The organism is Bradyrhizobium sp. 27S5 (assembly GCF_037217225.1).
In the GTDB taxonomy this organism is placed as follows: Bacteria; Pseudomonadota; Alphaproteobacteria; order Rhizobiales; family Xanthobacteraceae; genus Bradyrhizobium; species Bradyrhizobium septentrionale.
This window is the reverse complement of sequence record NZ_CP147714.1, coordinates 442,207-466,786: the sequence shown is the minus strand read 5'-3', so window position 1 is coordinate 466,786 and position 24,580 is coordinate 442,207. Positions and strand designations below refer to the sequence as shown.

Here is a 24,580-nt window from a genome sequence, read left to right as displayed (position 1 = left end):
CGGGACGACAGCCCGAAACGCTTATCGGCGGCTGAGCAGGATGCCACGCTGCTGCAGATCCCGGACGGTTTCGGACGGGACGTCGAGCTCATCGAGGATGGCTTCATTATGCTCGCCCTGATAGGCGGGCACGCCGGGGGACGGAAGCTCCGAGCCGCTGAAGATCCAGGGGTTGCCCGGCATGCGCACCAGCCCGCCGGCGCGGTCGTCGACCTCGACCACCGCATTCCACTCCTTGACCCAGTCGGAGCTTGCGAATTCGTTGACGGTTCTCACCTGCCCGACCGCAAGCCCCGCCTCGCTCACCTGCGCCTGCAATTGCTCGAGGTTTTCGAATGTCGTGAGCCAGGCACGAATTTCGGCGAGCAGACTTGCGAGGTTTTCCCTGCGCAGCCTGGCGGTGGCGTAGCGCGGATCGGCCAGCAGATCGCTTCGCCGCATCATCGCGCAGTAGCGCGTGAACATCGGCGAATAGATCGGGCTGGCGGCTATCGTCAACCGCGTGCCGTCGGACATTTCAAAGATGTGGGATTCGTTGGCCGAGAGCGCGATCGGCTCACCGTCGGTATCGACCTCCGACAGCATCGCGCCGGCGCGCTCGTTGACCGACAGCATGGTCGCGGCCATCGACACGTCGACATGCTGGCCTTCGCCGGTCCGGTTGCGATGCTGGAGCGCGGCGAGCACGGCAATCACACCCTGCAGTCCGGTATAGACATCGGCATGACTGCAGGAATCGCCGCGCGGTTCGGACAATGCCGCACCGAAATGATCCTGCACGATCGAGGTGAGGCCGGTCTCGGCCTGCACCGTCGGCGCGAAGGCCGGCCTGTTTCGCCAGGAGGTGGACTGCCCGTAGCCGCTGAGCGACACGTAGATGATGCCGGGGTTGAACGCGCGGACGTCGTCATAGCCGAAGCCGAACCGCGCCAGGGTGCCGGGCCGAAAATTCTCGACGATGACGTCGGCGTCGCGGCACAGACTGGCGACGATCTCGCGCGCCTCGGCGTAGTTCAAGTCGATGCTGAGATTTCGTTTCCCGGCATTCTGTTGCACGAAATACAGACCCATGCCGTTCACAAAAGGCAGCCCGGCGCGGCCGATATCGCCGGATGGCGGCTCGATCTTGGTGACCTCGGCGCCGAGGTCGCGCAGCGCCTTGGTGCAATGCGGGCCGGCCAGCACGCGGGTGAAATCAACCACCCGCAGGCCCTGCAGCGGTGCAGCGGACATCGTCAGTCTCCCTCGAAGACGGCAGTTGCGGGACCGGATGCAAAGAAGGCATCGGCACCGCGCTGCCGATCCCTGGCCTGCCAGATCATGTCGTTGATCTCGACCTGCCGCGCATCGGCGGCGGCGATGCCGCCGCGCGCCTCGAGGTTCGCCTGCATCTTGATGCCGTTGATGACCTTGGTCGGGCCCGCGGCGAGTTGCCGGGCCAGGATCATCGACGACGCCGCAAGCTCCGCTTCCGGGACGACGAGATTGATGATGTTCCAGCGCTCGAATGTCTGGGGCGTGTGACGCCGGCCGAGCATCGAGATCTCCTTGGCGCGCGCGATCCCGGCGCGCTGGGCGATCCGCTGGGTACCGCCGAGCAGCGGCAGCAAGCCGACCGCCACCTCGACCTGGCCGAAGAAGGCGGTGTCGGCAGCGACGATCATGTCGCAGGTCAACGCGAGTTCGAGGCCACCGCCGAGCGCGCCGCCGTTGACGGCGGCGACCGTGGGCACCGGCACATCCTCGAGGCTGCGCCAGACCTTTTCGAGCCCGGCCTGATCGGTATGCAGCTTGGTGCCCGTTCCCCAGGACGCCATCTCCGCACCGGCGCAGAAATGCCGCATCGCGCTGCGCAGCAGGATGGCGCGGCAGCCGGCCGCGACCACTGTGTGGTAGGCGCCGACCACTGCATTAATGAGTTGATCGTCGAGCAGATTATGCGGCGGTTTGGCCAGCGTCACCACGCCGACCTTGCCGTCGATCTCGTGAGTTACAATCGTCATGCCGTTCCCTCGCTCGATCCAGGGCCAACAGCCGGCCTCCGCCGCAGAACCGCGGCCGGCTGGCGTTTCCTCATCGCGGGCTGCTTTGTACAGTTCCCGCCGTTCTCAACGGTTTGAATGTCGCTCATCATAACAAGCGTGACAACGTCAAGCTCTGCCAATTATGATGTCGAAAATTGCCAAGCGGCCGGAAGAGCCGATTCATCCGCCTGTCAAACTGTGCCAGGTGGACGCGGAGGAAGTTATGAAGCCGATCAAGATCGTGATGCCGATCTCGAGCGATCCCGATGCACCGACGCAGAGCCTGCTCGGCCTCGGTGCGTTGGCCGCCGAGCTTGCGGCGCAGGGCGTCTCGGTTCGCGAGCTGTTCGCGCGCACCGGTCTCGATGCCACGCAGTTGGAAGATCCGCACGCGCGCATCTCGCATCGCCAGCGGCTGGCGATCTACCGCAACGCCATCAGGCTGGCGAAACGATCCGACATCGGACTGCTCGCCGGCGCGCGGCAGCGCATCAGCGATTACGGCATCTACGGCTATGCACTGGTATCGAGCCGGACATTTGGCGAGGCGCTGTTGTTCTCGCTCGATCACATCACCATGGCCGGACCTGCCGTGCGGCAGATCAGCTTCCGGATCGAGCACGGCACCACCGCGATCCTGCGCAGCCATGGACTCGATCCGCTCGGCGAGCTCTTGCCATTTGCCGCGGAATTCTGGCGCAGCTCGATGACGGCCGTGTTCAGCCGCGTGCTTGAAGCACCCTTCCCGAGCAAGCGGATGATCTTTCCGTTCGCGCCGCCCGTGCATTGGCGCAACTACGAACGGATGTTCAACTGCCCGATCGACTTTGCTGCCGATCGCATGGAGTGGCACTTCGACGCAAAGGTCCTCGATCTGCCGTGCCCGAACGCAAATCCGATCACGGCCAAGATCTGCCAGCAGCTCTGCGACGTCGTGATGACCGAGCGTCCCGGCGAATCCGAGCTTGCCAGGCGGATTCGCGCCGCGTGCCTTAACAGTCCCAACCGGTTTCCGGCCGCACCGGAGATTGCTGCCCAGCTCGGGCTCTCGTTGCGGACCTTTCACCGCAGGTTGGCGGAGGACGGCCAGTCCTACCAAGCGATCGTCGATGGGATGCGGCGGTCGGTGGCGACCGAGCTGCTCGAGAACACCCATCTGGCAATCGATCAGGTCGCCGAGCGCGTGGGCTTTGCCGACGCAACCAGTTTTCGAAAGGCCTTCAAGAAATGGACCAACCGCTCGCCCTCGGATTTTCGCCATCCGGAGCCGCGGGAGCAAACCTAATGCTGGTGGTCGCGCTAGAGCATGATCCGAAAAAGTGCGAAGCGGTTTTCCGAAAAGATCATGCTCAAACAAAGAGCTAAAGTGCGATGACGATTCAACCTTATCTCATCGCACTTTAGAACGCCCCGACCAGCATTAATGCCAAGCGCACGATCAGCAACAGGGACAGTCCGACCACCAGCGCCAGAAGCTGTCCGAAGCGGACCTCGTCCGGATCGAGTGGAGAAGCCGACAGGTAGGCGCCAAAGAGCAAAGATTGACATTCCATGACAGCCCTCCATCAAGCTTGCTCGCTTGCGGCGATGACGGCCTCAGCCGGCTCGATCCTGCCGGCGCACGATCCGAACCCGATGCTGGCATAGCCGTCCCTCATGCATTTGCCGCGCAGGATTATCTCGTCGCCATCCTGCAGGAAGCCGCGGCTCTCGCCATTCCGAAGCATCGCCGGCCTTGCCCCTGCGGCAGTCAGTTCGAGCATGCTGGAAAGCTGCGCCGGACTTGGTCCCGAGATGGTGCCGGTGCCGATCAAATCGCCCGACTGCAGGTTGCAGCCGTTGATCGAGTGGTGCGCCACCATCTGCGCCGGCGTCCAGTACAGGTATTTGGCATTCGACGTGAGGATCGCTGCGGCGGGCTGGTTCGCGGCGCGCATCTGCGCGGTCGAGAGCAGCACCTCAAGATGAACATCGAGCCCGCCATGGGACTGGTCGGGCATATCGAACAGGTAATCGAGCGGACGCGGATCGGTCTGCGGGCGCGCCAGCGCCGGGAGGCGGAACGGAGCCAGCGCATCTGCGGTGACGACCCAGGGTGAGACCGACGTGGCAAAGCTCTTGCTCAGGAACGGTCCTAGCGGAAACATCTCCCAACGCTGGATATCGCGTGCGGACCAGTCATTGAGGAGCGAATAACCGATGATCTGCTGCGATGCCTCGGAGATCGGGACCGGCCGGCCGAGCTGGTTTCCGGCGGCGAGGTAGAAGCCCATCTCGAGCTCGAAATCCAGTCGCTCGCAGGGCCCGAACGTCGGCGCTCCGCCGGCCGTGGCGGGCGGACGCTGTCCGAGCGGCCGTCGTACCGCGCCCCGCCCGACCTGCACGGACGATGCCCGGCCGTGATAGGCGATCGGGACCCATTTGTAGTTCGCGGGAAGCGGATTTTCCGGCGTCAGCAGCGCACCGGCCGCCTGCGCGTGATAGATGCCGGCATAGAAATCCGTGTAGTTCGACACCCGCGTCGGTAGATGGAGGGTCACGTCGGCCATCGGCGTCAGCACATCCGAGGCACGACGCCTGATCACGTTGGCCGCGCTGCCCTGGCCGAGCAGTTCCGCCGCGCGGCGCCGCACCGCCCGCGTCGCGGCCGGTCCGAGCGAGAACAACGCATTGAGTGTGCTGTCCTGCAAAGCCCGCCGGATCGGCTGCCCAAGATGCTCGTCCGAACCGAGTGCCCGCTTCAGGTCGAACACGCTATCCCCGATCGCCGTACCTACCCTCGGCTGCGGCTCGGCCGCGGTGGAAAAAATGCCGAGCGGCAGATTCTGAATCGGGAAGTCGGTCTCGTTGCCGTTTGCAGTCTCGACAAAGCTTCGCCGTGCCGAATCGTGCGTCTCGTCGAGCAGATTGGTCATGCTGTCAGGCTCCGCGATCAGTGCAGTCTGCGCCGGATTTCATGAGGCTGCCGCCGCAAGGCCGGGGCGTTCAACGGCCAGAGCCGTTCCGATCTCGGACTGGATGAATTGCGCTGCGAACGCCTCGCGTTCGCGCGACGCACGCGCGCTGCGATCCGTCACCGAGAACAGCCACACGAACAGGAAGGCGAGCGGCATCGAGAACAGCGCGGGATTATCGTAAGGGAACAGCGCCGATGGAAAGCCCAGCACGGCAACCCAGACCGTCTTGCTCAGCACGACGAGGACGACCGATGCGGCCAGCCCGGCGAGACCGCCGGCGACGGCGCCGCGCGTCGTCGTGCCGCGCCAGAACATTGCCATGACAAGCACCGGGAAATTGCAGCTTGCGGCAACCGACAGCGCGAGTCCCGCCATGAACGCAACGTTCTGGTTCTCGAAGACATAGGCCAGAAGAACCGCAGCGACGCCGATTGCCATCGCGGCGATCTTCGAGATCAGAACCTCGCGCGCCTCCGGCGCTTTTCCACCGCACATCACCTGGCCATAGATGTCGTGACTGACGGCCGAGGCACCGGCGAGCGTCAGTCCGGCGACGACCGCAAGAATGGTTGCAAAGGCGACCGCGGAAATGAAGCCGAGCAGGACCGGGCCACCCATCGCATGGGCGAGGTGGATCGACGCCATGTTCGGTCCGCCAATCAGATCGACGATCTTGTTGAACTGGCCGGATGCCGCGACGTTGAAATAACTGGGATCCGCCATCAGGATCGCCGCGGCGGCAAATCCCAGCACAGGAATCACCCAGCAGAAATACGCCACACAGGTCGTCGCATAGAACACGGATTTGCGGGCAGCCGCGGCATCCTTCACGGTAAAGAACCGCATCAGGATGTGCGGCAGGCCGGCCGTGCCGAACACCAGTGCCAGTCCGAGAGAAATCGCCGAGACCAGTTCGGCAAACAATCCGCCAGGCGCAAGGATTGCGGAGCCCTTGGGGTGAATCCGGCTTGCGGCTTCGAGCAGCCGCCCGAGACTGAAATCGAAATGCCACAAAGCGGCAAGCGCGAGCAGTGTTCCGCCGCAGATCAAGAGCACCGCCTTCGTAATCTGAACCCACGTGGTCGCCTGCATGCCGCCGACGATGACGTAGAGCATCATCAGAACGCCGACGCCGACGACTGCCAGGATGTAGTCGATGCCGAACAGGAGCTGGATCACCTTGCCCGCCCCGATCAGCTGCGCGATCAGATAGAACAGGACGACGACGAGGCTGCCGGTCGCGGCGACGAGCCGGACGGACGTGCGGTCGAGACGAAACGCCGCCGCATCCGCGAACGTGTAGCTTCCCAGGTTGCGCATGCGTTCCGACATCAGGAACAGCACGATCGGCCAACCCGTGAGAAATCCGAGCGCATAGATGAAGCCATCGAATCCGTTGGCGTAGACCAGCGCCGAGATGCCGAGAAATGCGGCCGCCGACAGAAAATCGCCGGCGGTCGCCAGCCCGTTCTGCAGCGGCGTGATCGAATGTCCGGCGGTATAGAAGCCGGCCTTCGAGCGCGTGCTGCCTGCCGAACGGTAGGTGATGACGAGCGTGATAGCGACGATCAGGGCGAACATCCCGATCGCGATCCAGTCGGTTCCACGCCCGCCCGTCACGGAGGCGCTTTGTGCCATCGCCGCGAACGGAACGGCCACAACGAGCGCTGCGGCCAGCAAACACCTGAAGATCATCGGCCAAGCTCCCGGTTGACAATGCGGGTGAGCTCGTCGAACCGCGCATTCGACCGCTGCACATAGATGCCCGTGAAAATCACGACCGCCGCGACCATGGCGAGCGCGAGCGCGAAGCCCACCGGCATGGCACTTCCCGCGATGCTCGCGCCAAGTGCGGCTCTCACGGTCGAAATCAGCGCGATGAAGCCGAAGAACATCACCAGCGTCAGGATGGACAGGCTCCATCGCAGCCTGGCGCGTCCCGAGACAAGCTCCTTGAACGCCGCATCGGCAAGAATCTGCTGCGTCCGCTCACGGGTCAGTTGCGACATCCGGCTCCTCCCTCGGAGACATTGCGGACTGCCGCTCCCCGCCTGCGCGCGGTGCGCAGCAGAAGATCAAGGCTCCGGAGGCGTCTCCCTCGTTATGTTCCGAGCATCGGAATCCGGGCCGCATCGGGCAAGGTGATATCCTGCCAAACTCCGCGTGATTTCATGCCACGCCGCTATCTTGGGCGTTGCCAGGATGATTCGATGGAACGGCTTGCCTACGCGCCAGCTCTCGGCGCTAGCGCGTTGTTTGGCGATCCCGGGAAGACTCGAACTTCCGACCTACGGTTTAGGAAACCGTCGCTCTATCCGGCTGAGCTACGGGACCGCGAACCCGCGGCGAAGCACGCGGGCGTGGCCATCCCATAGCAGAGGCGGAGGCGCATCGGAAGCCTCCGAAGCAAGCGTCTGATGCAGTCTTCGATCAAAAGAACTGATTTCGCTCATGTGACAGCCGATCCGGCGGGCTTTGCTCGAGGAACTGGTCGACCGCGCCAAACACCTGCCAGCGATTGCTTTCCAGGAACAGGGAATGGGTGGCCTCGCCGATCTCGACCCAGCGCCGGTAGGGCGCGGCGGTCAATTGGCCGAACACGGCGCGCGACATCTCGAGCGGACAGTCGCGATCCCATTCGCCATGGACGATCAGGACCGGCACGGTGAGCCGCGCAGGATCGTAGAGCGGCTTGCCCGCGGCCCAAAACTCCCGGCTGTCGATCACCGTGCCGTTCGGCGCCATCAATTGCGACGGGCCCGGTCCGGCCTGGCCGCAGGCAAACGTCGCATCGGCCCAGGCGTCGAACCAGTGATCCGGCAGCAGCGCCTGCCTCTTGTCCGCAGGCACGCCGTTCAGCCAACGGTCCTTTGCGGCGGACCGATCGACGATGCGGAAGGCCCCGAGCGGGCCGCCGGCGTCGGCGAGACTCGGCGTGTCACGCAGCCATTGGGGCGCGATCAGGACCAGCCTGGCGACCGCATCGGGGTTCTCATTGGTGTAGCGCGACATCAATGTCGTGCCCCATGACCAGCCGATCAGATTGATCTTCGCCAGATTCCGCCGTGCGCGGATGAAGGCGACCACGCTGCCGATGTCGCGAACGGCCACCGGCGTCCGCACAATCGGCGCATTGACGCTCGCAGGCAGCGCCATCTCCGGCGGACGCGTCGAACTGCCGTAGCCCCTGACGTCGACGAGGTAGACGTCGTGCCCCCGCGCGGCGAGGTGATCCATCCAGGACACACCATCGAGCCTCAGGTCGAACGAGGTCGAGGCCGGATAGGTCGAGCCCGCCACGAACAGGATGGTGTTGCCGGGCGTGAACCGGGCCAGGTCGGCGCGGCGCTTGTTGCGCACAAACAGGCTGATGCCGTCGGTATCGCTCGGCACCATCATCTCTTCGGTCGCGATGTCAGGCAAACTCATGTCGCGGACGTCCTTCTTCTGGTCTCGCCGGCGTCACGCGAAGCGCCAGTCGAACCGGTCGCCGCGGCGCGTGACGCGGCCGGCCGACGAGGCGGCAAAATGCGCGGTGAACACCGTGGCGCCGCTCTCCGCCGCCTGCTCCAGCAGCCAGCGGCGGGATTGGCGCGCACGCGCCGGATCCTCGCAGAAGGCGCTGTTCCAGTCGGGCCGAAACACCTGCAGCGGCTGATGCATGATATCGCCACTAAACAATCCGGACTGGCCGGCATTGGCAAGCCTGATCGCCACATGACCGACGCTGTGGCCCGGCGTCGGGTGAAAGGTGAGGCCATCGCCGACCTCGCTTTCGCCATCGACGATCTCGGCCTGCCCGCTCGCGACCACCGGCAGCACGCTATCCTCATAGACACCGGCATTGAACCCCTCACGTCCGGCCGGACCGCGCCAATGATCGTATTCGGCCTTCGAGAACAAATATCGCGCATTGGGAAAGGTCGGCACCCACCGGCCATCCACCAGCCGGGTATTCCAGCCGCAATGATCGACATGAAGATGCGTGCACATGACGTAATCGACGGCGTCAGGCGAGACGCCGGCTTCGACCAGCCGCTGCAGGAACGGCAAGTCCAGTTGGTGGAAACGCGGCAGGCCGGGCCGGTTCTTGTGATTGCCGGCGCAGCAATCGATCAGGATGGTGTGATGCCGGGTTTGCAGCACCCAGCTGTGCACGCTGGCAATGAAGCGCCCTTCCGTCACGTCGAAGCAGTCGGGAATCATCAGCGCTTTGTGCTCGTCGAGCACGCGCGGGTCCCAGTCCGGAAACAGGAAACCCGGTGCAAATCCGGCGCCGCATTGTTCGGTCACCCGCCGGACCGTCACGTCGCCGATCGAATGGCAGCTCATGGCCTGCATCCCTTCCTGCATCGCAGTTCGCTGCCTGAGATCGCCGGGCGCCGAACCTTATTGCCTCAATGCCTCGCAGCATGGGATAATTGAAATTGATAGATCGGATAACAGGCATAATCGCCATGGATATGAACGCCCACACGCTGCCATTGCTGGTTTCGCTCAGCGTGATGCTCGACGAGCGCAACGTGACCCGCGCCGCGGCGCGGCTTGGCCTCAGCCAGCCCGCGCTCTCCGCGCAACTGGCGCGGCTCCGCGACGTGTTTGGCGATCAGCTGCTGACACCGGCGGCATCGGGCAAGGGCATGGTGCTGACGCCCTGCGCCATCAAGCTGCGGGAGCCGCTGCGCGACGCGCTGCGGCGGCTCGACGACGTGGTGCGCACCCCGCCGGTGTTCGAGCCGAAGAGTTCGCAGCGGACCTTTGCGATCGGCGCCAACGACAATGCCAGCGCCATGCTGGGCGGACGGCTGGTGCAGCGGATGCGCCGCAGCGGCGCCGCGACAACCCGACTGGCATTTCGCGCCGTCGACCCGGCACGGCTTGCGGGCCAGCTCGAAGCAGGCGAGATCGACATCGCGCTGGTCTCGAAGAACGCGCTGCCAAACGGGATGCCGCACAAGCCGCTGCTGGAAGAGCGCTTCATGATGGCGCAGCGCAAGGCGCATCCGCGGGGCTCACGTCGACCGTCGCTGAAGGAATATGCATCGCTCGAACACGTCATCGTCTCCGGAGACGGAGGCGGCTTTCGCGGCTTCGTCGACGATATCCTCGCGGCACGAGGCCTGACCCGGCGCGTCGGGGTCTCCGTGCAGTACTACAGCGTCGTGCCCGTCATCCTGCAGTCGACCGATTTCGTCTGCACGTTGCCGGCGCGGTTCCTCGCGCGCTATTCCAATGTGCTCACCGCCACCGCGCTGCCATTCGACGCCGGACATTTCTCGCTTTACGCAACCTGGCACGCACGCTTCGACAACGATCCCGGCCATGTCTGGCTGCGGAATCTGCTTACAGACTGTGCGGAGGATTAGCGCGCGACGTCGGTGATCCGCGTCCTACGCCACCTGTCTCGCCGGGCTCGCGGCCTGATCCGCCGCACCGGTCCGGCGCGCCGGCAGAAACTCGATCGCCTCATCCTTCAGCGAACCGAAGCGCAGCGTCACGATGTCGAGCGCATAGTTCTGGTAGAGCCGCCACGGCCGGCGCGAGCCCTGCTTGGGGAATCTGGCGGCGGCGCGCTGGATATAGCCGGAGGAAAAATCCACCCAGGGCAGCTCGGTGACATCAGGGTCGTTCCGCCGCGGCGTCACTTGTGCGTAGCCGTGCGCCTTCATGTGGTTGAGCATGCGGCAGACATATTCGCAGGTCAGGTCGCATTTCAGCGTCCAGGACGCGTTGGTGTAGCCGAAGGCGGCGGCGAGGTTCGGCACGCCCGAGTACATCAGCCCCTTGTAGTTCATGGTCTTCGACAGATCGACGGGCGCGCCGTCGACATTGATCTCGAGCCCGCCGAGCACCTGCAGATCGAGGCCGGTCGCGGTCACCACGACGTCGGCGTCGAGCATATTGCCGCTCTTGAGCTTGATGCCGCCGGGCGTGAAGGTCTCGATCTGGTCGGTGACAACGGACGATCCGCCGCTGCGCAGCGACTGGAAGAGATCGCCGTTCGGCACCAGGCAGAGCCGCTGGTCCCACGGATTGTAGCTCGGCGTGAAATGCGTGGCGACGTCGTAGTCGGGGCCGAGCGCGTGGCGCACGCCGCCGAGGATCAGCTTCTTCACGCGCTCCGGATCGCGCTTGCAGAGCCGGTAGAAATACATGCCGAACAGCACGTTCTTCCAGCGCGTGAGGCCGTAGGCGACCTTCGCAGGAAGCCGCGCCCGCAGCCAGTTGGCGACCTTGTCCTCGTCCGGCCGCGCCACGACATAGGTCGGCGAACGCTGCAGCATCGTGACATGGGCGGCGGTCTTGGCCATTTCCGGCACCAGCGTCACCGCGGTCGCGCCGCTGCCGATCACCACCACCTTCTTGCCGGCATAGTCGATGTCGTCAGTCCACTTTTGCGGATGGACGAGGCGGCCGGCGAAATCGCCGATACCGGGGAAATCAGGCGTGTAGCCGTGTTCATATTTGTAGTAGCCGCTGCACATGAACAGGAAGTTGCAGGTGAGGCGCTCGATCGTCTTCTCCGGCCCGCGCTCGACCTCCACCGTCCATTGCGAGTCGGCAGACGACCAGTCGGCACTGATGACGCGGTGGTTGAAGCGGATCTTCTTGTCGATGCCATAGACGCGCGCGGTCTCGCGCACGTAGTTCAGGATCGACGGGCCATCGGCGATCGCCTTCGGCTCGGTCCACGGCCGGAACGAATAGCCGAGCGTGTACATGTCGGAGTCGGAGCGGATGCCGGGATAGCGGAACAGGTCCCAGGTGCCGCCGATGCAATCGCGGCCTTCGAGAATGGCGTAGCTGCGGTCCGGGCAGTTGGTCTGCAAATGGTAGCCGGCGCCGATGCCCGAGAGCCCCGCGCCCACAATCAACACGTCGAAATGCGCGGACATGCCCTGACCCTCCCGTGGCAGTATTGACAATCCGTATTGTCAGATACCTTGACATCTGACAATAGCTCATGTCAATAGACTTTCATGGCAAGCAGCCGAAAAGCCCGCCTCTACGGCGGTATGGACGCCGAGGAACGCCGCGCCGAGCGGCGGCTCAGGCTGATCGACGCGGCGATCGAGGTGTATGGCGAGGTCGGCTACCGCGTCGCAACCGTGAAGGCGATCTGCGAGGCCGCCGAGCTGACCGAGCGCTATTTCTACGAATCCTTCGCCAACAGCGAAGCGCTGCTGATCGCAGCCTACAATCATGTCGTCGGCCATTTGCACGAGGAGATGATTGCTGCCGCCGCAGCCGCCGGCGACGATCCCGAGGCAAGATTGCGCGCCGCGCTGACACTGTATTTCACGCGGCTGAAGCAACATCCGAAACCGGCGCGGGTCTTCCTGCTGGAGATTTCCGGCATCAGTCCGGCGGTCGATGCCGTCAAGCTCGACGCCTTGCGGGTCTTCAGCGACATCCTGGTGCCGCCGACGTCCGATCAGAAGCGCGGCGACAAGGCCGGGGCGGCGACGCTGCTCTCGAACGGCATGGTCGGCGCGGTCATCTCGATCGCGCTGCGCTGGGTGTCGAAGCAATATCCGCAGGCGGTCGAGGACGTCGTCGCGATCGCGGCCAGCTTCTGCCGGGTGGCGCTGACCGAGGCCAATCGCCACCAGGATTGGCATTCGCGGTAGCAGCCGCGCTGGGCAGCACCGCCGGATCCGCCGATTTTCGATCATGTTTCGCCAGGGTTTTCGTCGCGTCCACCCCGCTGCGTCGCTGATTTGACTTGCATATTCGGCAGCCTGGGCTTTCTTATGCATGGTACCGGGCGCAAGCAGGTCCGACCTGTTTCGTCCTGTGAAACAACGAAAATCGGGCGGAGCTGAGCCTTTGGTCGACGTGCACCGGCTGGACGACGTGACCGCGCGCCTCGGCGACGTGGTGCTCGATCCCGCGACCTGGCCGTCCTTCATGGACGAGGTCTGCGCCGCCGTCGGCGCGACCGGGGCTGCGATGCTACAGAGCGATATCCGCACCGAAGACATTCCGCGCACGCAATCGATCACCGATTATTTCACCAAGACCTACTTCCCGCAGAATTTTCATCTCACCGACATCCGCGCGGCGCGCGGCGTGCCGCTGATGCTCGCCGGTGCCGACGTCATCACCGATGCGGACCTGTTCGCGTCCGAGACCGAGATGCTGCGCGATCCGCTCTACACCACGCTCGGCGAGTTCGGCCTGAAATGGTTTGCGGCCGTCAGCTTCCGCTCCGGCCCGGCATTGTGGGGACTGACCATCCAGCGCTCGCCGAAAGAAGGCATGTTCGAAGCCGACGAGGTCAAGGCGCTGTCGAGAATGTCGGCGCGGCTCACGGAAGCCGCGACGCTCTCCGCCGTCGTCGGCCGCTCCGCGTTGTCGGGCATCACCAGCGCGCTCGACCTGATCCAGGTCGCCGCGATTGCCGTCGGTCGCTACGGCGCCATCATCGGCATGAACGGCCAGGCGGAAGCCTGCCTCGGCCACGACCTCGCGATCCGTAACAATCGCCTCACTCTGCTCGACCGGCAGGCCAATGCCGATCTGACCCGGCTGATCGATCAACTGGCGCACAGCTCGGACCTGCAGCCATTGCCGTCATCGCCGATCGTGGTGCGCAGGATCGACAAGCGGCCGCTCGTGATCCAGATGCAGCCGGTGCCTCCCGCCGCGCGCTCGCCGTTCCTGGGAGCGCGCGCGCTCCTGTTGATCCGCGATCTCGAAGGCAACCCGGCGTTCGACCAGGCGCTGCTGGCGGCGACTTTCGAACTGACGCCGGCACAGGCGCGGCTCGCCGCGCGGCTTGCGCGCGGGGATTCGGTCGAAACTGCCGCGCAGGAGGCCGGTGTTGCCGTGGCCACTGCACGCAATCAGCTCAAGACGATCTTCCAGAAGACCGGCACGCATCGGCAGGCGGAACTCGTCGCATTGCTGCACCGGGTGAAGTGAACGATTCAAGTCGAATTGTTCCAATCTTCCACGCGCTGCGAGACCAGAAATTGTTCAAATATTCCAATCGTATGCGGCACATATTCCACTGAACCAAGCGGCTGGAGTGCAGCTTAAAAGGGCAGGGAAATCGTCGGGTTCCGGGGTGACAAGCATCGTTAAAATGACGACAATCCGCTCACCCTGTCTGGTTCGGGTTTTGCTTGCAATGTCCGTGATGCCGTCACGATCATCGACGTCGGCTGTCGCCATTCTGGTCGCCGCTTCCATGCTGGCGCCGATGAGCGCGCACGCGCAATGGTGGCGCGGCGCACCGAAGGACTTCGAGGATTGCGCCGACCTCGCCGAGAAGGCGAAGACCAAGGAAGACAGGACCGCGCAACTCGCCGATTGCAACGCCAAGTTTGCCGGACGGCGCAAGGTAGGCGGTGGCTACACCTACTACGACTTCATGCAGGACCGCAGCTTCGATATCGCCGGTCCCAATCCGACGCCCGACGAGCAGAAGAAGATCGACCAGGAATATACCGGCTATCTCGAGAAGCAGCGACGCTCCCGCATCGTCGCCGCGTTCAACGCCAAGCAGCTCGAGCGGCAGGAAAGGCCACAGGAGCAGCCGCCGCAAATTGAGCAGGCTTCACTGCACAGCGAGCCGACGAAGGCGCCTGTCCCGGTCGCGCGACCGGTCAAGCCGCGCGTTACTGTCGTCCCGCTTCCCAAGGTGCGGCCGCAGGCGGGGAGTTGCGTCAAGGGCACGTTCTCCTGCGAATGGCCAAAGCTTTCCGAGGGACTGGACGGCTTGAAGAAGCTGTTCGCGCCGCCACCGCCGCAGCCGACCAAGCTCGCGAAGCGGAGCTGATTTCCTCATATCAGTCGGTAATCACCATCGCCCAGAACCGGCGGTACGGCGACTTCGGATTGTCGACGAAGGCGACGCCCACGCGCTTGGCGCCCGGCATCAACAGGTTCTCGCGATGCCCCGCCGAATTCTCCCACTGCTTCAGCATCTCTGCGAAGGCAATGAAACCCGCGCCGATATTTTCGGCGGCGCGCTGCTTCTTCAACGGCGCGATGCGCGTGAAGAAGCTGCCGCCCGCGGAGTGGCTGACCGATCCGCTCGCTGACATCGCCTGCGCCTGGTTCAACGCCATCGCATTCAGCTTCGCGTCAAGCTTCACTGCGGACATGTGGTTGGCGCGCCTATAGGCACTGATCGAAACGGCATAGTCGGCGGCGCTTGCGGCCGTGGTCAAGCCGAGCACGAGGGTGAGCACGAGGAGCAGCAGCTTCATCTGAGATCATCCCTGCAAGGGATCAGCGCGCGCGACTGCGCTTGTGGTGCCGGGGCGCGACCGGCTTGTGCGCAGGCATCGCCGATCGGCTCGCGGCGCGCTGCTCCTGCAAGCGCGCATCATAGCCTGGCGAAGGCACCACGGTCGGCGGCGCGGCGCGGGCTGCGCCGACACTGAGCGCAACAAGCGTGAGCAGCATGATGCAAGATCGTTTCATGATGTCACCTCCTCGGACGTTTGATCGATGTGGCGGATGATCGACGGCCTTCACGACGATGCCGCGCGAATCTGCTCGGGCGTCAGCCCCGGCGACCCCTTGCCGGCGGCCTCCGCCTTCCGGATCAGCGTGATGACGCGGCGCGACAACGGCGCATCGAGCCCGCGGCGATCCGCAATCGCGGTGATCACGCCCTGCAGATAATCGATCTCGGTGCGGCGGCCGCGCTGCAGATCCTCCCACATCGAGGAGCGCGCCTCGGGATCGATCTTCATGGTGCGGCCGAGCAGCATGTCGAACAGCGTGTCCGGCAGTCGCAGCAAGGGCGGCATCCAGCTCGAAGGAAGCGGCGTCGGCGATACCGGTGCAATGCCTTCGGCACGCACCGCGGCCAAGCCCTCGGCCATCTGGTCGGCCAGCAATTGTCGCCAGCCGCGCTGCGCGAGCTGCTGCCGCAGCGTAATGTTGGACAGCGCATTGAGCGCATTGCCGAGATTGACGATCAGCTTGCCCCACTGCACGCCGTCAATATTGCCGGTGCTGCTGATCGCAAGGCCCGGCACCGAGAGCTGCGCCGCCGTGCCGGCGTCATCCTGCGCGATCACGATGTCGCCCGAGGTTGAGCGATGGAAGCGGCCGTCGCCCAGCGCGACCACGTTGAACGGCACCATGCCGCCGAGCACCTTGCGGCCCGGCAGACGGTCGCGCAGCAGCGGCACATTGCCGATGCCATTCTGCAGGCTGATCACCGCGGCGTCAGCGGGTGCGTGACGCGCGATCAATTCGGCCATTTCAGCGGTATCGGCGCTCTTCACCGTGACCAGCACCGTCTGAACGTCGCGCAAGATCGACGGATCGTCTGACAGCATGAGCTGGTCCGCGGATACCGTCCGCTGCGAGCCGTCGAAACTGCTGACCCGCAAGCTGCCCGCGGAAATCTCCTGGATCAGCCGCGGCCGCGCCAGCAGCGCGACGCGACGGCCCGCCGCCGCCAGCATGCCGCCGACGAAGCAGCCGATGCTGCCGGCGCCCGCAATACCGATCGGCTGGTCCGTGTTCATCTGGCTAAACGTCCGTTCATCGGGGATCGATAGCAGACCTTGGGTTGCCTGCCTATTTCGACGCACCGCCGGGGCCGGCGTCTCGCCTTGTAACCGTCATGGGCCGAAGCTATGTTTCCCGCACGGGGCACGGTTGCGGCAGGAGACGATCATGGGTTTACTCGACGTACTCAACGGCATGCAGAACGGCCCTCGCGGTCCGAGCGCGCCAAGCACACAATCCGACAGCTCGAGCGGCGGCGGAATGTCGCCAATGACGATGGCCATCCTGGCGCTGCTCGCCTGGAAGGCCGTCAAGCATTTCACCGGCGACCAGCCGGGCACCGCCTCCCCTGAGCCGAAACCGGCGCAGGCGCCGCCGCTCCCCGGCAACGTCACCGCGGGCCTGCCGGGCGGTGCCGGCGGCGGCGGGCTCTCCGATCTGCTCAAGGGTGGCCTCGGTGGTCTTCTCGCCGGCGGTGCTGCCGGCACTGTGCTCAGCGGTGGCCTCGGCGATCTGCTCAACCAGCTGCAACAGAAGGGCCATGGCGAGGCGGCCAATTCCTGGGTCAGCAACGGTCCCAACAAGCAGATCGCGCCCGGCGATCTCGCCAACGCGCTTGGCGCCGACCAAATCGACTCGCTGGCGTCGCAGAGCGGCATGTCGCGGGACCAGCTACTGCAGGGCCTGAGCCAGTATCTGCCCGATGCGATCAATCATCTGACGCCGGACGGGCGGCTGCCGAGCAGCGACGAACTACGCGGCAGGCTTTAGCGGCAGCGTTGATTCCATCTGAGGAGGACGACAGTCATGGGCGGCATCATCTGGGTCATCATCGTCGGCTTTATCGCGGGGATCATTGCGCGGCTCGTGTCGCCGGGACCCAACAATCCCAGCGGCTTCATTCTCACCACCGTGCTCGGCATCGCCGGCGCGTTTCTCGCGACCTTCATCGGCCAGGCCATCGGCCATTACGGTCCCGAACAGGGCGCCGGCTTCATCACCGCCACGATCGGCGCGCTGGTGGTGCTGTTCATCTGGCACAGGCTGGTCGCGGCGCGCGTGATCCCGGATTTGGGAAACAGGTGACGCCGTAGGCGTCATCCCGGGGCGATGCGTAGCATCGAACCCGGGATCTCGAGATTCCCCTATGCGCAATTGCGCATCTGAGGTGCTAACGCACCATCCCGGAATTACGAGACAACGAAACTGAAAGCCGCTTCAACATGACAATGCCCGGGCTTGGCCCGGGCATTGTCATTTCTGCAACGGCGCCTCGTCACTGGATCAGATGCATGCCCGCGTCCATGCGGACGAACTCGCCGGTCATGTTGCTCGACGCCGGGCTCGCCAGGAAGCAGACCAGGTTGGCGATATCTTCCGCTGATGACGCGACCTTCAACGGCACGCGCGCCACCACGGTGTCGCGCACCTGCTTGGCGCCCGCCTCGCCGCGGCCCTTGGTGAACCAGGGCGTGTCGATATAGCCCGGGCACACCGTGTTGACGCGGATCAGCGGCGCCAGCGCGCGCGCCAGCGACTGCGTCATGGTGTTGAGCGCGCCCTTGCTCGCGGCATAGGCCACCGACGAACCGCCGCCGGAAATGCCGGCGACCGAGGAGATGTTGACCACCGCCGACGGACGGCTAGATGCCTTCGCACCGGCTTCGAGCAGTGTGCGCGCGGCACGGACCATCTGGAACGGGCCGATGGTGTTGACGGCATAGATGCGCTGGAAGTCCTCCGCCGTCAGCCCGTCGAGATCGTGATGCGGCACATGCTTGGTGGTGCCGGCATTGTTGACGAGCACATCGAGGCGGCCCCAGCCCTGGGCTGCGGCGGCAATCTTCTTGCAATCCTCATCGCGCGAGACGTCGCCCTGCACCACCAGCACCTCGGCGCCCTGCTTGCGGCAGAGTTCGGCAGTTGCCTCGGCTTCCGCCTTGCTGTTGGAATAATTGATGATGATGCGCGCGCCCGCCGTGGCGAGGATTTGCGCGGTCGCGGCACCAAGTCCTGATGCGGACCCGGTCACGATCGCGCACAAGCCATCCTTCGACATCTGCATTTCCCCTGTTGTTGTGAGCCAGATGAATTCCGGCGGTGGCATACCATATCGCGCGGAAAGATACCTGCAAACCGCGCAAGGCCCTTATGTGCAAGGCTCTTATGTATAGGCGTTCGGACCCTTTTGCAGGCTGGCCCATTGCGCATCGTCATGGCCGCAGATGATCTTGACGCCTGACGCTTCGATCCTGGCGATCTCGTCGAGCGAATTCAGGAACTGCTCGACGTCGAGGCTGTTCCGAGGCGAAGTCCGCTGATCGAGATTGGCGCGCACGCTGAGCGCGTCGGAGGCGAGCAGGAATTCGCCGCTCTGGTCGAGCTTGACCAGCGCCCCGGTCGTGCCCTTGGAATGCCCGGGCAGCGGGATCAGCGTCAGCCTGCCGTCGCCGAACACGTCCATCTGCCGGTCGAAGATTTCCATCTTCAACGGATGATCCCAATCCGCCCTGATGTATCCGCGATCCGGCGCATTGGCCGCGTTGGCGGCCTCAATCTCGAGCGCGTGGACGAAGATCGTCGCCTTCTTGAAGAAGGCGTTGCAGCCGCAATGATCGGTGTGCAGGTGAGAGCAGATCACCACGTCGATATCGTCGGGTCCAAGGCCTGTCGCCTTCAGGCTTGTCAGCACGTGATCATCCGCCGACATGATCGGCGTCATGTATTTGGCGAGCGTGCCGAGCCGCCCTTCGGGATCGGTCGCGACATCGGGATGGCATCCGGTGTCGAACAACACATTGCCTTGCGTGTGCCGCAACAACACGCAGGACACCGGCAGGTCGATCATCTCGCCACGCGGCGCATCCGGCAGATAGGTCCGCTTGGACATCCGCAGACGCCCGCCCGACAACATATGCATCTTCATCACGCCATCTCCCATTTGGACGTCAAACTACATATGAGTTTTATAAAAACGCATAATGGATTTGACAGCACATTACTCACCCCTATAGCTTCCGCGCAACGCCGCGATCGCGGCAACGCGCTCAACGAAGCAGCTCTCGCAGACCGGCATCGTTGACGTCGACCTGCGGCCATCTGGGGGAAGCATACGCGACGATGTACACCGTGTTCAGCGTGTTCGCTGCGACCGCAGATGCGGCAGCGTTCAAACCCTTTCTCTGCATTCCCGCGCGTCCTGGCCGCGGCTATTTTCCCGATGGCATCGAGTTGTCCTATGGCGACATCGTACGGCAGGTCTGCGCATTGCGCGATCAGTACCGCGCATCGGGCTTTGGCCATGGGCACCGCGCGTGCCTGCTGCTGGAGAACCGGCCTGATTTCATCGTGCATTGGTTGGCGCTCAACGGCCTCGGCGTCTCGATCGTTCCGATCAACCCGGCCTATCGCGCGGCGGAAATCGAATATCTCATCGCGCATGCTGAGCCCGACCTGATCGTCACGCTGCACGATCAGAAGGAATTGCGGAAGGCGCTGACCGGCGCCGTGCCCGTGCTTGACGTATCGGGCGACGATCTCGCCGCGAGCGTGGCGAAAATCCCGCTTGCCCGACGGCCGCCGCCCCGCACCGACAATCCGGCAAGCCAGACCGAGGCCGCGCTGCTCTACACGTCGGGCACCACGGCGCGTCCGAAGGGATGCATCCTGACCAACGAATACGTGGTAGCGACCGGCCGCTGCTACGCAAGCCACGGCGGCGAGGCGACCTATCATATCGGAACGGAGCGCCTCTACAGCCCGCTGCCGCTGTTCCACATGGCCGGCCTCACGCTCACGACGATAGCAATGATGCTGACCGGCGGCTGCCTGATCCTGCCGGAACGCTTCAACGCGAAATACGCCTGGCGCGACATCGTGTCCTGCCGCGCCAGCGTGCTGCACTATCTCGGCGTGATCGTCGCGGCCCTGCTCGCCCAGCCGGAGACGCCGGACGAGAAAGCCCATGCGCTGCGCTTTTCGATGGGCGTCGGCGCCAATCCCGAGCAGCGCGCGCGAGCCCGTGAACGCTTCGGCATCCCCTTCGTCGAAGGCTGGGGCATGACGGAGACCGGACGCAGTCCGTTCAACACGGTCGAGCCGCGCCATCTGGAAACCAACACCATCGGCCGCAGCGTGCCCGGACTCGAGATGATCGTTCTGGACCCCGACGGCAATGCGCTGCCGCCAGGCGCGGTCGGCGAACTCTGCGTGCGCCATTCCGAATCGACGCCGCGGCGCGGCTTATTCTCCGGCTACCTGAAAGACCCCGAAGCCACCGAGCAGGCCTGGCGCGGCGGCTGGTTTCACACCGGCGACAGCGCCTGGCAGCACGAGGACGGCGCCTTCGTGTTCGTCGACCGGCTGAAGCACCTAGTCCGTCGCGCCGGCGAGAACATTTCGGCCGCCGAGGTCGAGGCCGTGCTGACGACGTCGCCGCTGGTCAAGCAGGCCGCGGTCGTCGCCGCGCGCGATCCCATCCGCGATGAGGAAGTTGCGGCCTTCATCGTGATCAACGATGGCGCCGACGTATTGCGCGAACTCGCGCAGGACATCTTTCGGTTCTGCCGCGAACGCCTGGCGCCGTTCAAGCTGCCGGCGTGGATCGTCTTCGTCGCCGAGCTGCCGCTGACCTCGACCAACAAGATCCAGAAACACGCGCTGCTCGGCGCGGACAAGGACCCGCAGTCGCATCCTGGGATGATCGACCTGCGGCAAGAGAAAACCAACGCCATAAGGCAATCGAACTAGAGGAAACCAGGGACAATGACATCGACTTACGGGTGGATGGCCGCGAGCGCTGCAATCCTGTCGGCCACCTTCGCCGCCACGCCATCCCACGCGCAGATCTCCGACGACATGGTGAAGATCGGCGTGCTGACCGATCAAGCCGGGCTCTATGCCGACGCGGCCGGCCCGGGAGCGGTCGAAGCGGTGCGGATGGCGATCTCAGATTTCGGCGGCAAGGTGTTGGGCAAGCCGATCGCGATGGTCGATGCCGACCATCAGAACAAGGCCGACATCGGCGCCGGCATCGCGCGGCGCTGGTATGAGCAGGAGAATGTCGACGTCATCGTCGATTTCGCCAACTCCGCCGTCGCCTTCGCCGTGCTCGAGCTCACCAAGCAGAAGAACAAGGCGATGCTGGCGTCGTCGGCCGGCTCCTCCGATCTGACCGGAAAGGGCTGCTCGGCCAATTCGGTGCAGTGGACCTACAACACTTATGCGCTCGCCAACAGCACGGTTCGGGCGCTGGCCAAGGAAGGCGCCAAGAGCTGGTACTTCGTCACGGTCGACTACGCCTTCGGCCACGCCTTGCGCAACGACGCCGCCAAGACGGTGGAGAAGGTCGGCGGCAGCATCACCGGCGAGGTGCGGCATCCGCTCAACAGCATGGATTTCTCGTCTTATCTGTTGCAGGCACAGAGCTCGAAGGCAGACGTGATCGCCTTCGCCAACACCGGCGGCGATCTCGCCAATTCGATCCGGCAGGCGCAGGAATTCGGGTTGGCGCAGCAGCAGAAGCTCGCGGCCTTCCTGATGCAGACCAGCGACATCCATGCGATCGGCCTGCAGGCGGCGCAGGGGCTGCAGCTCGCGACCGCGTTCTATTGGGATCTCGACGACAAGACCCGCGATTTCGCCGCGCGCTTCATGGCCAGGACCAAAAAGCGGCCGACCATGGTCCAGGCCGGTCTCTACTCCGCCGTCATGAATTATCTCAAGGCGGTCGAGAAGTCCGGCACCGACGACGGCCCCAGGGTGATCGCGCAAATGAAGGACATGCCGATCGACGACTTCTTCGCCCGCAATGCTTTCCTGCGCGAGGACGGCCAGCTGATCCACGACATGTATCTCGTGCAGGTGAAATCGCCCGCGGAATCCAGGGGCGCCTGGGATTACGAGAAGCTGGTGCAGGTGATTCCGGGCAAGGAAGCGTTCGCAACGCCCGAGGAGAGCGCATGCCCGCTGCTCAAGAAATGATTGCTCGCACGGATCCGCAAACCACAAGCAAGGCTGGACATCGCATGACCGAACTGCCGCTACTCTTCACCCCGCTGCAACTGCGCGACCTCGAACTGAAGAACCGGATCATGGTCTCGCCGATGGCGACCTATTCGGCGCATGAGGGCCGCGCGACCGATTGGCACACCGCCCATATCGGCAAGCTCGCTGCCGGCGGCGCCGGTCTCGTATTCGTCGAGCAGAGCTCGGTGAACACCCAGGGACGCATCACCCATGGATGCCTCGGCATCTGGGACGATACGCACATCGCAGGCCACGCCAGCCTCGCCGCGCTGATCCACCGCTTCGATGCCAAGGCCGCGATCCAGATCGCACATGGCGGCCGGAAGGGCTCATCGCAGCGGCCGTGGGAAGGCGGCAACCCGCTGGGTGAGGCCGACATCAAGGCGCGCGGCGAAGGCCCGTGGCAGATCGCGGCCTCGAGCAGCATTCCCTTCGACGACGGCTGGCCGGCGCCGCACATGCTGACTTCAGAGGAGATCGATACCCTGGTGAACGACTACCGCCAGGCGTTCCGCCGCGCCAGGACCGCAGGTTACGACGTCATCGAGCTGCACTGCGCGCACGGCTATCTGATGCACTCGTTCCTGTCGCCGCTGGCAAACAACCGCAACGACGATTATGGCGGCTCGCGCGAGAACCGGATGCGGCTGCCGCTGCGAATCGCCTCCATCATGCGCGAGGAATGGCCCGACCATCTGCCGGCCTTGGTCCGCATCTCGTCGGTCGACGGCGTCGATATCGGCTGGTCGATCGAAGATTCGATCGCCTTCGCAACCGAGCTGAAGGCGATCGGCATCGATATGGTCGACTGCTCGTCCGGCGGCATGAAGCTGCCGCGCGGCAACTCGCTGGTGTCGCGCACGCCGGGCTTCCAGGTGCCCTTCGCCGAACGCATCCAGAAGGAAGCCGGTATGCCGACGGTCGCGGTCGGGCTGATCCGCGAGCCAGACTACGCGGAAGCCATCTTGCGGGACGGCAAGGCGACGCTTATTGCACTCGGCCGCGAACTGCTGTGGAATCCGAACTGGCCCGCCCAGACGGCACTCGCGCTCGGATGCGATCCCGAGTGGACGAACTGGCCGGAGCAATATGGCTGGTGGCTGAAGCGGCGGGTGGCGCAGCAAGGACGATAAGCGATGCCGGTGGCGAAGAAAGATGTGGCGGCTACCGGTCCTGCGACCGGCGCGCGGTCTTTCGACAGCCCCGGCGACACCTCGCGCGACCTGCCGAAGATGGACAATGCGGTCAAGTCGGCGCGGCGCGTGTTCGACGTGCTCGAATTCTTCGAGGAGCACCAGCGCGCCGCTTCCGCCATCGAGGTGGCTGCCGCCCTGAAATTCCCGCAGTCCAGCACCTCGGCGCTGATGCGCACGATGACGGCGTTCGGCTATCTGCACTACGACACCAGCCGCCGCACCTATATTCCGACGCCGCGGATCTCGATGCTGGGGCACTGGCTCAGCCCGGCGCTGTTCACGCGGGGGCGCCTGATCAATTTGATGGACGAGCTCTCCGAGAAGACCGGGGAGACCATCATGCTCGCGGTGCGCAACGGGCTCAGCGCGCAATATATCCACATCATCCAGGCCAAACTGCCGATGCGCCTGCATGTCAAAGCCGGCACGCTGCGGCCTCTGGCGCACTCGGGATCAGGCTACGCGCTGTTGTCGGCTTATCCGGACAAGGAAGTCAGACGCCTGGTCCGCCTGATCAACGACAACGAGCCGCGGCCGGATCGGCAGATCGACATCAAGGCCTTGCTGCTGGAGCTGAAGAAGGTTCGCGCCAAGGGGCATGCCTTCTCGCTCGGCATGGTTACGCCGGGCGCCGGCGTCGTCGCCCTGAACCTGCCGCCGATCGCGGAATCCAACGAGCCGCTGGTGCTGTGCGTCGCCGGGCTGAACGACGCGCTGATGGTCCAGGAGGCCGAACTCGCCGACCTCATGCGGAAGGCGATCCAGTTTCACCTGGCGGACTGAACCGATGGCGCCGGCCGATTTTCCTCCGCGCCTGGCACACAAAACCGAGGCGGTCCAAAGTCCACTATGCGGAATTCGTGCACCTCGTCCGGCTTCATGCCATCCGCGCAAG

Annotated in this window: 25 protein-coding genes and 1 tRNA gene; 11 read left to right on the top strand and 15 right to left on the bottom strand. The window is 64.5% G+C overall.

Going from position 1 to position 24,580, the window contains the following annotated elements; translation table 11 throughout:
- Positions 1-21 precede the first annotated feature (21 nt).
- Positions 22-1,233: a CoA transferase gene (locus tag WDM24_RS02235; RefSeq protein WP_338694825.1), complete on the bottom strand. Its 1,212-nt coding sequence runs from the start codon at positions 1,231-1,233 to the stop codon at positions 22-24.
- Positions 1,234-1,235: 2 nt separating this feature from the next.
- Positions 1,236-2,003, bottom strand: coding sequence for an enoyl-CoA hydratase/isomerase family protein (locus WDM24_RS02230; RefSeq protein WP_166211837.1), 768 nt, complete (start codon positions 2,001-2,003; stop codon positions 1,236-1,238).
- 244 nt (positions 2,004-2,247) lie between these two features.
- On the opposite strand from WDM24_RS02230, the gene WDM24_RS02225 reads away from it, so the two are divergent.
- The gene (locus WDM24_RS02225) at positions 2,248-3,309 is read left to right on the top strand and encodes an AraC family transcriptional regulator (protein WP_338694821.1); all 1,062 of its coding nucleotides are present in this window, start codon (positions 2,248-2,250) and stop codon (positions 3,307-3,309) included.
- 115 nt (positions 3,310-3,424) lie between these two features.
- Here the strand turns inward: WDM24_RS02225 and WDM24_RS02220 are convergent, their stop codons facing one another.
- The 7 genes from WDM24_RS02220 to WDM24_RS02190 form a co-directional block, all read right to left on the bottom strand.
- The gene (locus WDM24_RS02220) at positions 3,425-3,577 is read right to left on the bottom strand and encodes a hypothetical protein (protein ID WP_338694820.1); all 153 of its coding nucleotides are present in this window, start codon (positions 3,575-3,577) and stop codon (positions 3,425-3,427) included.
- Between the two features lie 12 nt (positions 3,578-3,589).
- Positions 3,590-4,939, bottom strand: a complete 1,350-nt coding sequence (gene fahA / locus WDM24_RS02215; RefSeq protein WP_338830286.1) for a fumarylacetoacetase — start codon at positions 4,937-4,939, stop codon at positions 3,590-3,592.
- A gap of 39 nt (positions 4,940-4,978) precedes the next feature.
- Positions 4,979-6,676 (bottom strand): cation/acetate symporter ActP, encoded by a 1,698-nt coding sequence (gene actP, locus WDM24_RS02210; RefSeq protein WP_414645671.1) that lies wholly within the window; start codon positions 6,674-6,676, stop codon positions 4,979-4,981.
- A complete protein-coding gene (locus WDM24_RS02205; RefSeq protein ID WP_338830284.1) occupies positions 6,673-6,990 on the bottom strand; it encodes a DUF485 domain-containing protein in 318 nt (105 codons plus the stop codon). The genes actP and WDM24_RS02205 overlap by 4 nt, the downstream gene beginning before the upstream one ends.
- Positions 6,991-7,238: 248 nt before the next feature.
- Positions 7,239-7,315: transfer RNA gene (locus WDM24_RS02200), tRNA-Arg, on the bottom strand.
- A 96-nt stretch (positions 7,316-7,411) separates the two neighbouring features.
- The gene (locus WDM24_RS02195; protein ID WP_166301782.1) at positions 7,412-8,410 is read right to left on the bottom strand and encodes an alpha/beta hydrolase; all 999 of its coding nucleotides are present in this window, start codon (positions 8,408-8,410) and stop codon (positions 7,412-7,414) included.
- A gap of 33 nt (positions 8,411-8,443) precedes the next feature.
- Positions 8,444-9,313 carry an MBL fold metallo-hydrolase gene (locus tag WDM24_RS02190; protein ID WP_338694812.1) on the bottom strand — a complete coding sequence of 290 codons (870 nt, stop codon included), beginning with the start codon at positions 9,311-9,313 and terminating at the stop codon, positions 8,444-8,446.
- 125 nt (positions 9,314-9,438) lie between these two features.
- Between WDM24_RS02190 and WDM24_RS02185 the strand changes: the two genes are divergently transcribed.
- Complete coding sequence (locus WDM24_RS02185; protein ID WP_166301776.1) at positions 9,439-10,347, top strand: LysR family transcriptional regulator; 909 nt, start codon at positions 9,439-9,441, stop codon at positions 10,345-10,347.
- A 24-nt stretch (positions 10,348-10,371) separates the two neighbouring features.
- On the opposite strand, the gene WDM24_RS02180 is transcribed toward WDM24_RS02185, so the two are convergent.
- On the bottom strand, positions 10,372-11,877 hold the full coding sequence (locus WDM24_RS02180; RefSeq protein ID WP_338694808.1) for an NAD(P)/FAD-dependent oxidoreductase: 1,506 nt from the start codon (positions 11,875-11,877) through the stop codon (positions 10,372-10,374).
- Positions 11,878-11,961: 84 nt separating this feature from the next.
- Here WDM24_RS02180 and WDM24_RS02175 point away from each other — a divergent pair, with 84 nt between their 5' ends.
- From WDM24_RS02175 to WDM24_RS02165, 3 genes are all read left to right on the top strand, one after another.
- Positions 11,962-12,612 (top strand): TetR/AcrR family transcriptional regulator, encoded by a 651-nt coding sequence (locus WDM24_RS02175; RefSeq protein WP_338830282.1) that lies wholly within the window; start codon positions 11,962-11,964, stop codon positions 12,610-12,612.
- Between the two features lie 199 nt (positions 12,613-12,811).
- Positions 12,812-13,909: a hypothetical protein gene (locus tag WDM24_RS02170; RefSeq protein WP_338830281.1), complete on the top strand. Its 1,098-nt coding sequence runs from the start codon at positions 12,812-12,814 to the stop codon at positions 13,907-13,909.
- Between the two features lie 217 nt (positions 13,910-14,126).
- Positions 14,127-14,768: a hypothetical protein gene (locus WDM24_RS02165; protein ID WP_414645670.1), complete on the top strand. Its 642-nt coding sequence runs from the start codon at positions 14,127-14,129 to the stop codon at positions 14,766-14,768.
- A gap of 10 nt (positions 14,769-14,778) precedes the next feature.
- On the opposite strand, the gene WDM24_RS02160 is transcribed toward WDM24_RS02165, so the two are convergent.
- From WDM24_RS02160 to WDM24_RS02150, 3 genes are read right to left on the bottom strand one after another with little or no spacing between them, the layout of a single operon-like run.
- Complete coding sequence (locus tag WDM24_RS02160; RefSeq protein ID WP_338830279.1) at positions 14,779-15,201, bottom strand: CAP domain-containing protein; 423 nt, start codon at positions 15,199-15,201, stop codon at positions 14,779-14,781.
- Between the two features lie 22 nt (positions 15,202-15,223).
- On the bottom strand, positions 15,224-15,418 hold the full coding sequence (locus WDM24_RS02155) for a hypothetical protein (RefSeq protein ID WP_166301758.1): 195 nt from the start codon (positions 15,416-15,418) through the stop codon (positions 15,224-15,226).
- Positions 15,419-15,468: 50 nt separating this feature from the next.
- Positions 15,469-16,479, bottom strand: coding sequence for a 2-dehydropantoate 2-reductase (locus tag WDM24_RS02150; protein ID WP_338830277.1), 1,011 nt, complete (start codon positions 16,477-16,479; stop codon positions 15,469-15,471).
- Positions 16,480-16,630: 151 nt separating this feature from the next.
- Here WDM24_RS02150 and WDM24_RS02145 point away from each other — a divergent pair, with 151 nt between their 5' ends.
- Positions 16,631-17,233 (top strand): YidB family protein, encoded by a 603-nt coding sequence (locus WDM24_RS02145; protein WP_338694797.1) that lies wholly within the window; start codon positions 16,631-16,633, stop codon positions 17,231-17,233.
- Between the two features lie 36 nt (positions 17,234-17,269).
- Positions 17,270-17,548 carry a GlsB/YeaQ/YmgE family stress response membrane protein gene (locus tag WDM24_RS02140; protein ID WP_338830276.1) on the top strand — a complete coding sequence of 93 codons (279 nt, stop codon included), beginning with the start codon at positions 17,270-17,272 and terminating at the stop codon, positions 17,546-17,548.
- 190 nt (positions 17,549-17,738) lie between these two features.
- On the opposite strand, the gene WDM24_RS02135 is transcribed toward WDM24_RS02140, so the two are convergent.
- On the bottom strand, positions 17,739-18,521 hold the full coding sequence (locus WDM24_RS02135) for an SDR family oxidoreductase (RefSeq protein ID WP_338694795.1): 783 nt from the start codon (positions 18,519-18,521) through the stop codon (positions 17,739-17,741).
- 105 nt (positions 18,522-18,626) lie between these two features.
- Positions 18,627-19,388, bottom strand: coding sequence for an N-acyl homoserine lactonase family protein (locus tag WDM24_RS02130; protein ID WP_338694793.1), 762 nt, complete (start codon positions 19,386-19,388; stop codon positions 18,627-18,629).
- Positions 19,389-19,582: 194 nt separating this feature from the next.
- Here WDM24_RS02130 and WDM24_RS02125 point away from each other — a divergent pair, with 194 nt between their 5' ends.
- From WDM24_RS02125 to WDM24_RS02110, 4 genes are read left to right on the top strand one after another with little or no spacing between them, the layout of a single operon-like run.
- Positions 19,583-21,211 carry an AMP-binding protein gene (locus WDM24_RS02125; RefSeq protein ID WP_338830275.1) on the top strand — a complete coding sequence of 543 codons (1,629 nt, stop codon included), beginning with the start codon at positions 19,583-19,585 and terminating at the stop codon, positions 21,209-21,211.
- Between the two features lie 15 nt (positions 21,212-21,226).
- Complete coding sequence (locus tag WDM24_RS02120; protein WP_338830274.1) at positions 21,227-22,444, top strand: ABC transporter substrate-binding protein; 1,218 nt, start codon at positions 21,227-21,229, stop codon at positions 22,442-22,444.
- A 44-nt stretch (positions 22,445-22,488) separates the two neighbouring features.
- Entirely contained in the window at positions 22,489-23,622 is a 1,134-nt protein-coding gene (locus WDM24_RS02115) for an NADH:flavin oxidoreductase/NADH oxidase (protein ID WP_338830272.1), read from the top strand.
- Between the two features lie 3 nt (positions 23,623-23,625).
- Complete coding sequence (locus WDM24_RS02110) at positions 23,626-24,468, top strand: IclR family transcriptional regulator (RefSeq protein WP_338830271.1); 843 nt, start codon at positions 23,626-23,628, stop codon at positions 24,466-24,468.
- Positions 24,469-24,580: the final 112 nt, after the last annotated feature.

Coding starts and splice junctions, on each gene's coding strand:
- WDM24_RS02220 (WP_338694820.1), bottom strand. CDS start 3,577: ATGGAATGTCAATCTTTGCTCTTTGGCGCCTACCTGTCGGCTTCTCCA.
- fahA (WP_338830286.1), bottom strand. CDS start 4,939: ATGACCAATCTGCTCGACGAGACGCACGATTCGGCACGGCGAAGCTTT.
- WDM24_RS02120 (WP_338830274.1), top strand. CDS start 21,227: ATGACATCGACTTACGGGTGGATGGCCGCGAGCGCTGCAATCCTGTCG.
- WDM24_RS02115 (WP_338830272.1), top strand. CDS start 22,489: ATGACCGAACTGCCGCTACTCTTCACCCCGCTGCAACTGCGCGACCTC.
- WDM24_RS02145 (WP_338694797.1), top strand. CDS start 16,631: ATGGGTTTACTCGACGTACTCAACGGCATGCAGAACGGCCCTCGCGGT.
- WDM24_RS02150 (WP_338830277.1), bottom strand. CDS start 16,479: ATGAACACGGACCAGCCGATCGGTATTGCGGGCGCCGGCAGCATCGGC.
- WDM24_RS02175 (WP_338830282.1), top strand. CDS start 11,962: ATGGCAAGCAGCCGAAAAGCCCGCCTCTACGGCGGTATGGACGCCGAG.
- WDM24_RS02205 (WP_338830284.1), bottom strand. CDS start 6,990: ATGTCGCAACTGACCCGTGAGCGGACGCAGCAGATTCTTGCCGATGCG.
- WDM24_RS02180 (WP_338694808.1), bottom strand. CDS start 11,877: ATGTCCGCGCATTTCGACGTGTTGATTGTGGGCGCGGGGCTCTCGGGC.
- WDM24_RS02165 (WP_414645670.1), top strand. CDS start 14,127: ATGCCGTCACGATCATCGACGTCGGCTGTCGCCATTCTGGTCGCCGCT.
- WDM24_RS02160 (WP_338830279.1), bottom strand. CDS start 15,201: ATGAAGCTGCTGCTCCTCGTGCTCACCCTCGTGCTCGGCTTGACCACG.
- WDM24_RS02225 (WP_338694821.1), top strand. CDS start 2,248: ATGAAGCCGATCAAGATCGTGATGCCGATCTCGAGCGATCCCGATGCA.
- WDM24_RS02185 (WP_166301776.1), top strand. CDS start 9,439: ATGGATATGAACGCCCACACGCTGCCATTGCTGGTTTCGCTCAGCGTG.
- WDM24_RS02140 (WP_338830276.1), top strand. CDS start 17,270: ATGGGCGGCATCATCTGGGTCATCATCGTCGGCTTTATCGCGGGGATC.
- WDM24_RS02235 (WP_338694825.1), bottom strand. CDS start 1,233: ATGTCCGCTGCACCGCTGCAGGGCCTGCGGGTGGTTGATTTCACCCGC.
- actP (WP_414645671.1), bottom strand. CDS start 6,676: ATGATCTTCAGGTGTTTGCTGGCCGCAGCGCTCGTTGTGGCCGTTCCG.
- WDM24_RS02135 (WP_338694795.1), bottom strand. CDS start 18,521: ATGTCGAAGGATGGCTTGTGCGCGATCGTGACCGGGTCCGCATCAGGA.
- WDM24_RS02125 (WP_338830275.1), top strand. CDS start 19,583: ATGTACACCGTGTTCAGCGTGTTCGCTGCGACCGCAGATGCGGCAGCG.
- WDM24_RS02155 (WP_166301758.1), bottom strand. CDS start 15,418: ATGAAACGATCTTGCATCATGCTGCTCACGCTTGTTGCGCTCAGTGTC.
- WDM24_RS02230 (WP_166211837.1), bottom strand. CDS start 2,003: ATGACGATTGTAACTCACGAGATCGACGGCAAGGTCGGCGTGGTGACG.
- WDM24_RS02110 (WP_338830271.1), top strand. CDS start 23,626: ATGCCGGTGGCGAAGAAAGATGTGGCGGCTACCGGTCCTGCGACCGGC.
- WDM24_RS02190 (WP_338694812.1), bottom strand. CDS start 9,313: ATGAGCTGCCATTCGATCGGCGACGTGACGGTCCGGCGGGTGACCGAA.
- WDM24_RS02195 (WP_166301782.1), bottom strand. CDS start 8,410: ATGAGTTTGCCTGACATCGCGACCGAAGAGATGATGGTGCCGAGCGAT.
- WDM24_RS02130 (WP_338694793.1), bottom strand. CDS start 19,388: ATGAAGATGCATATGTTGTCGGGCGGGCGTCTGCGGATGTCCAAGCGG.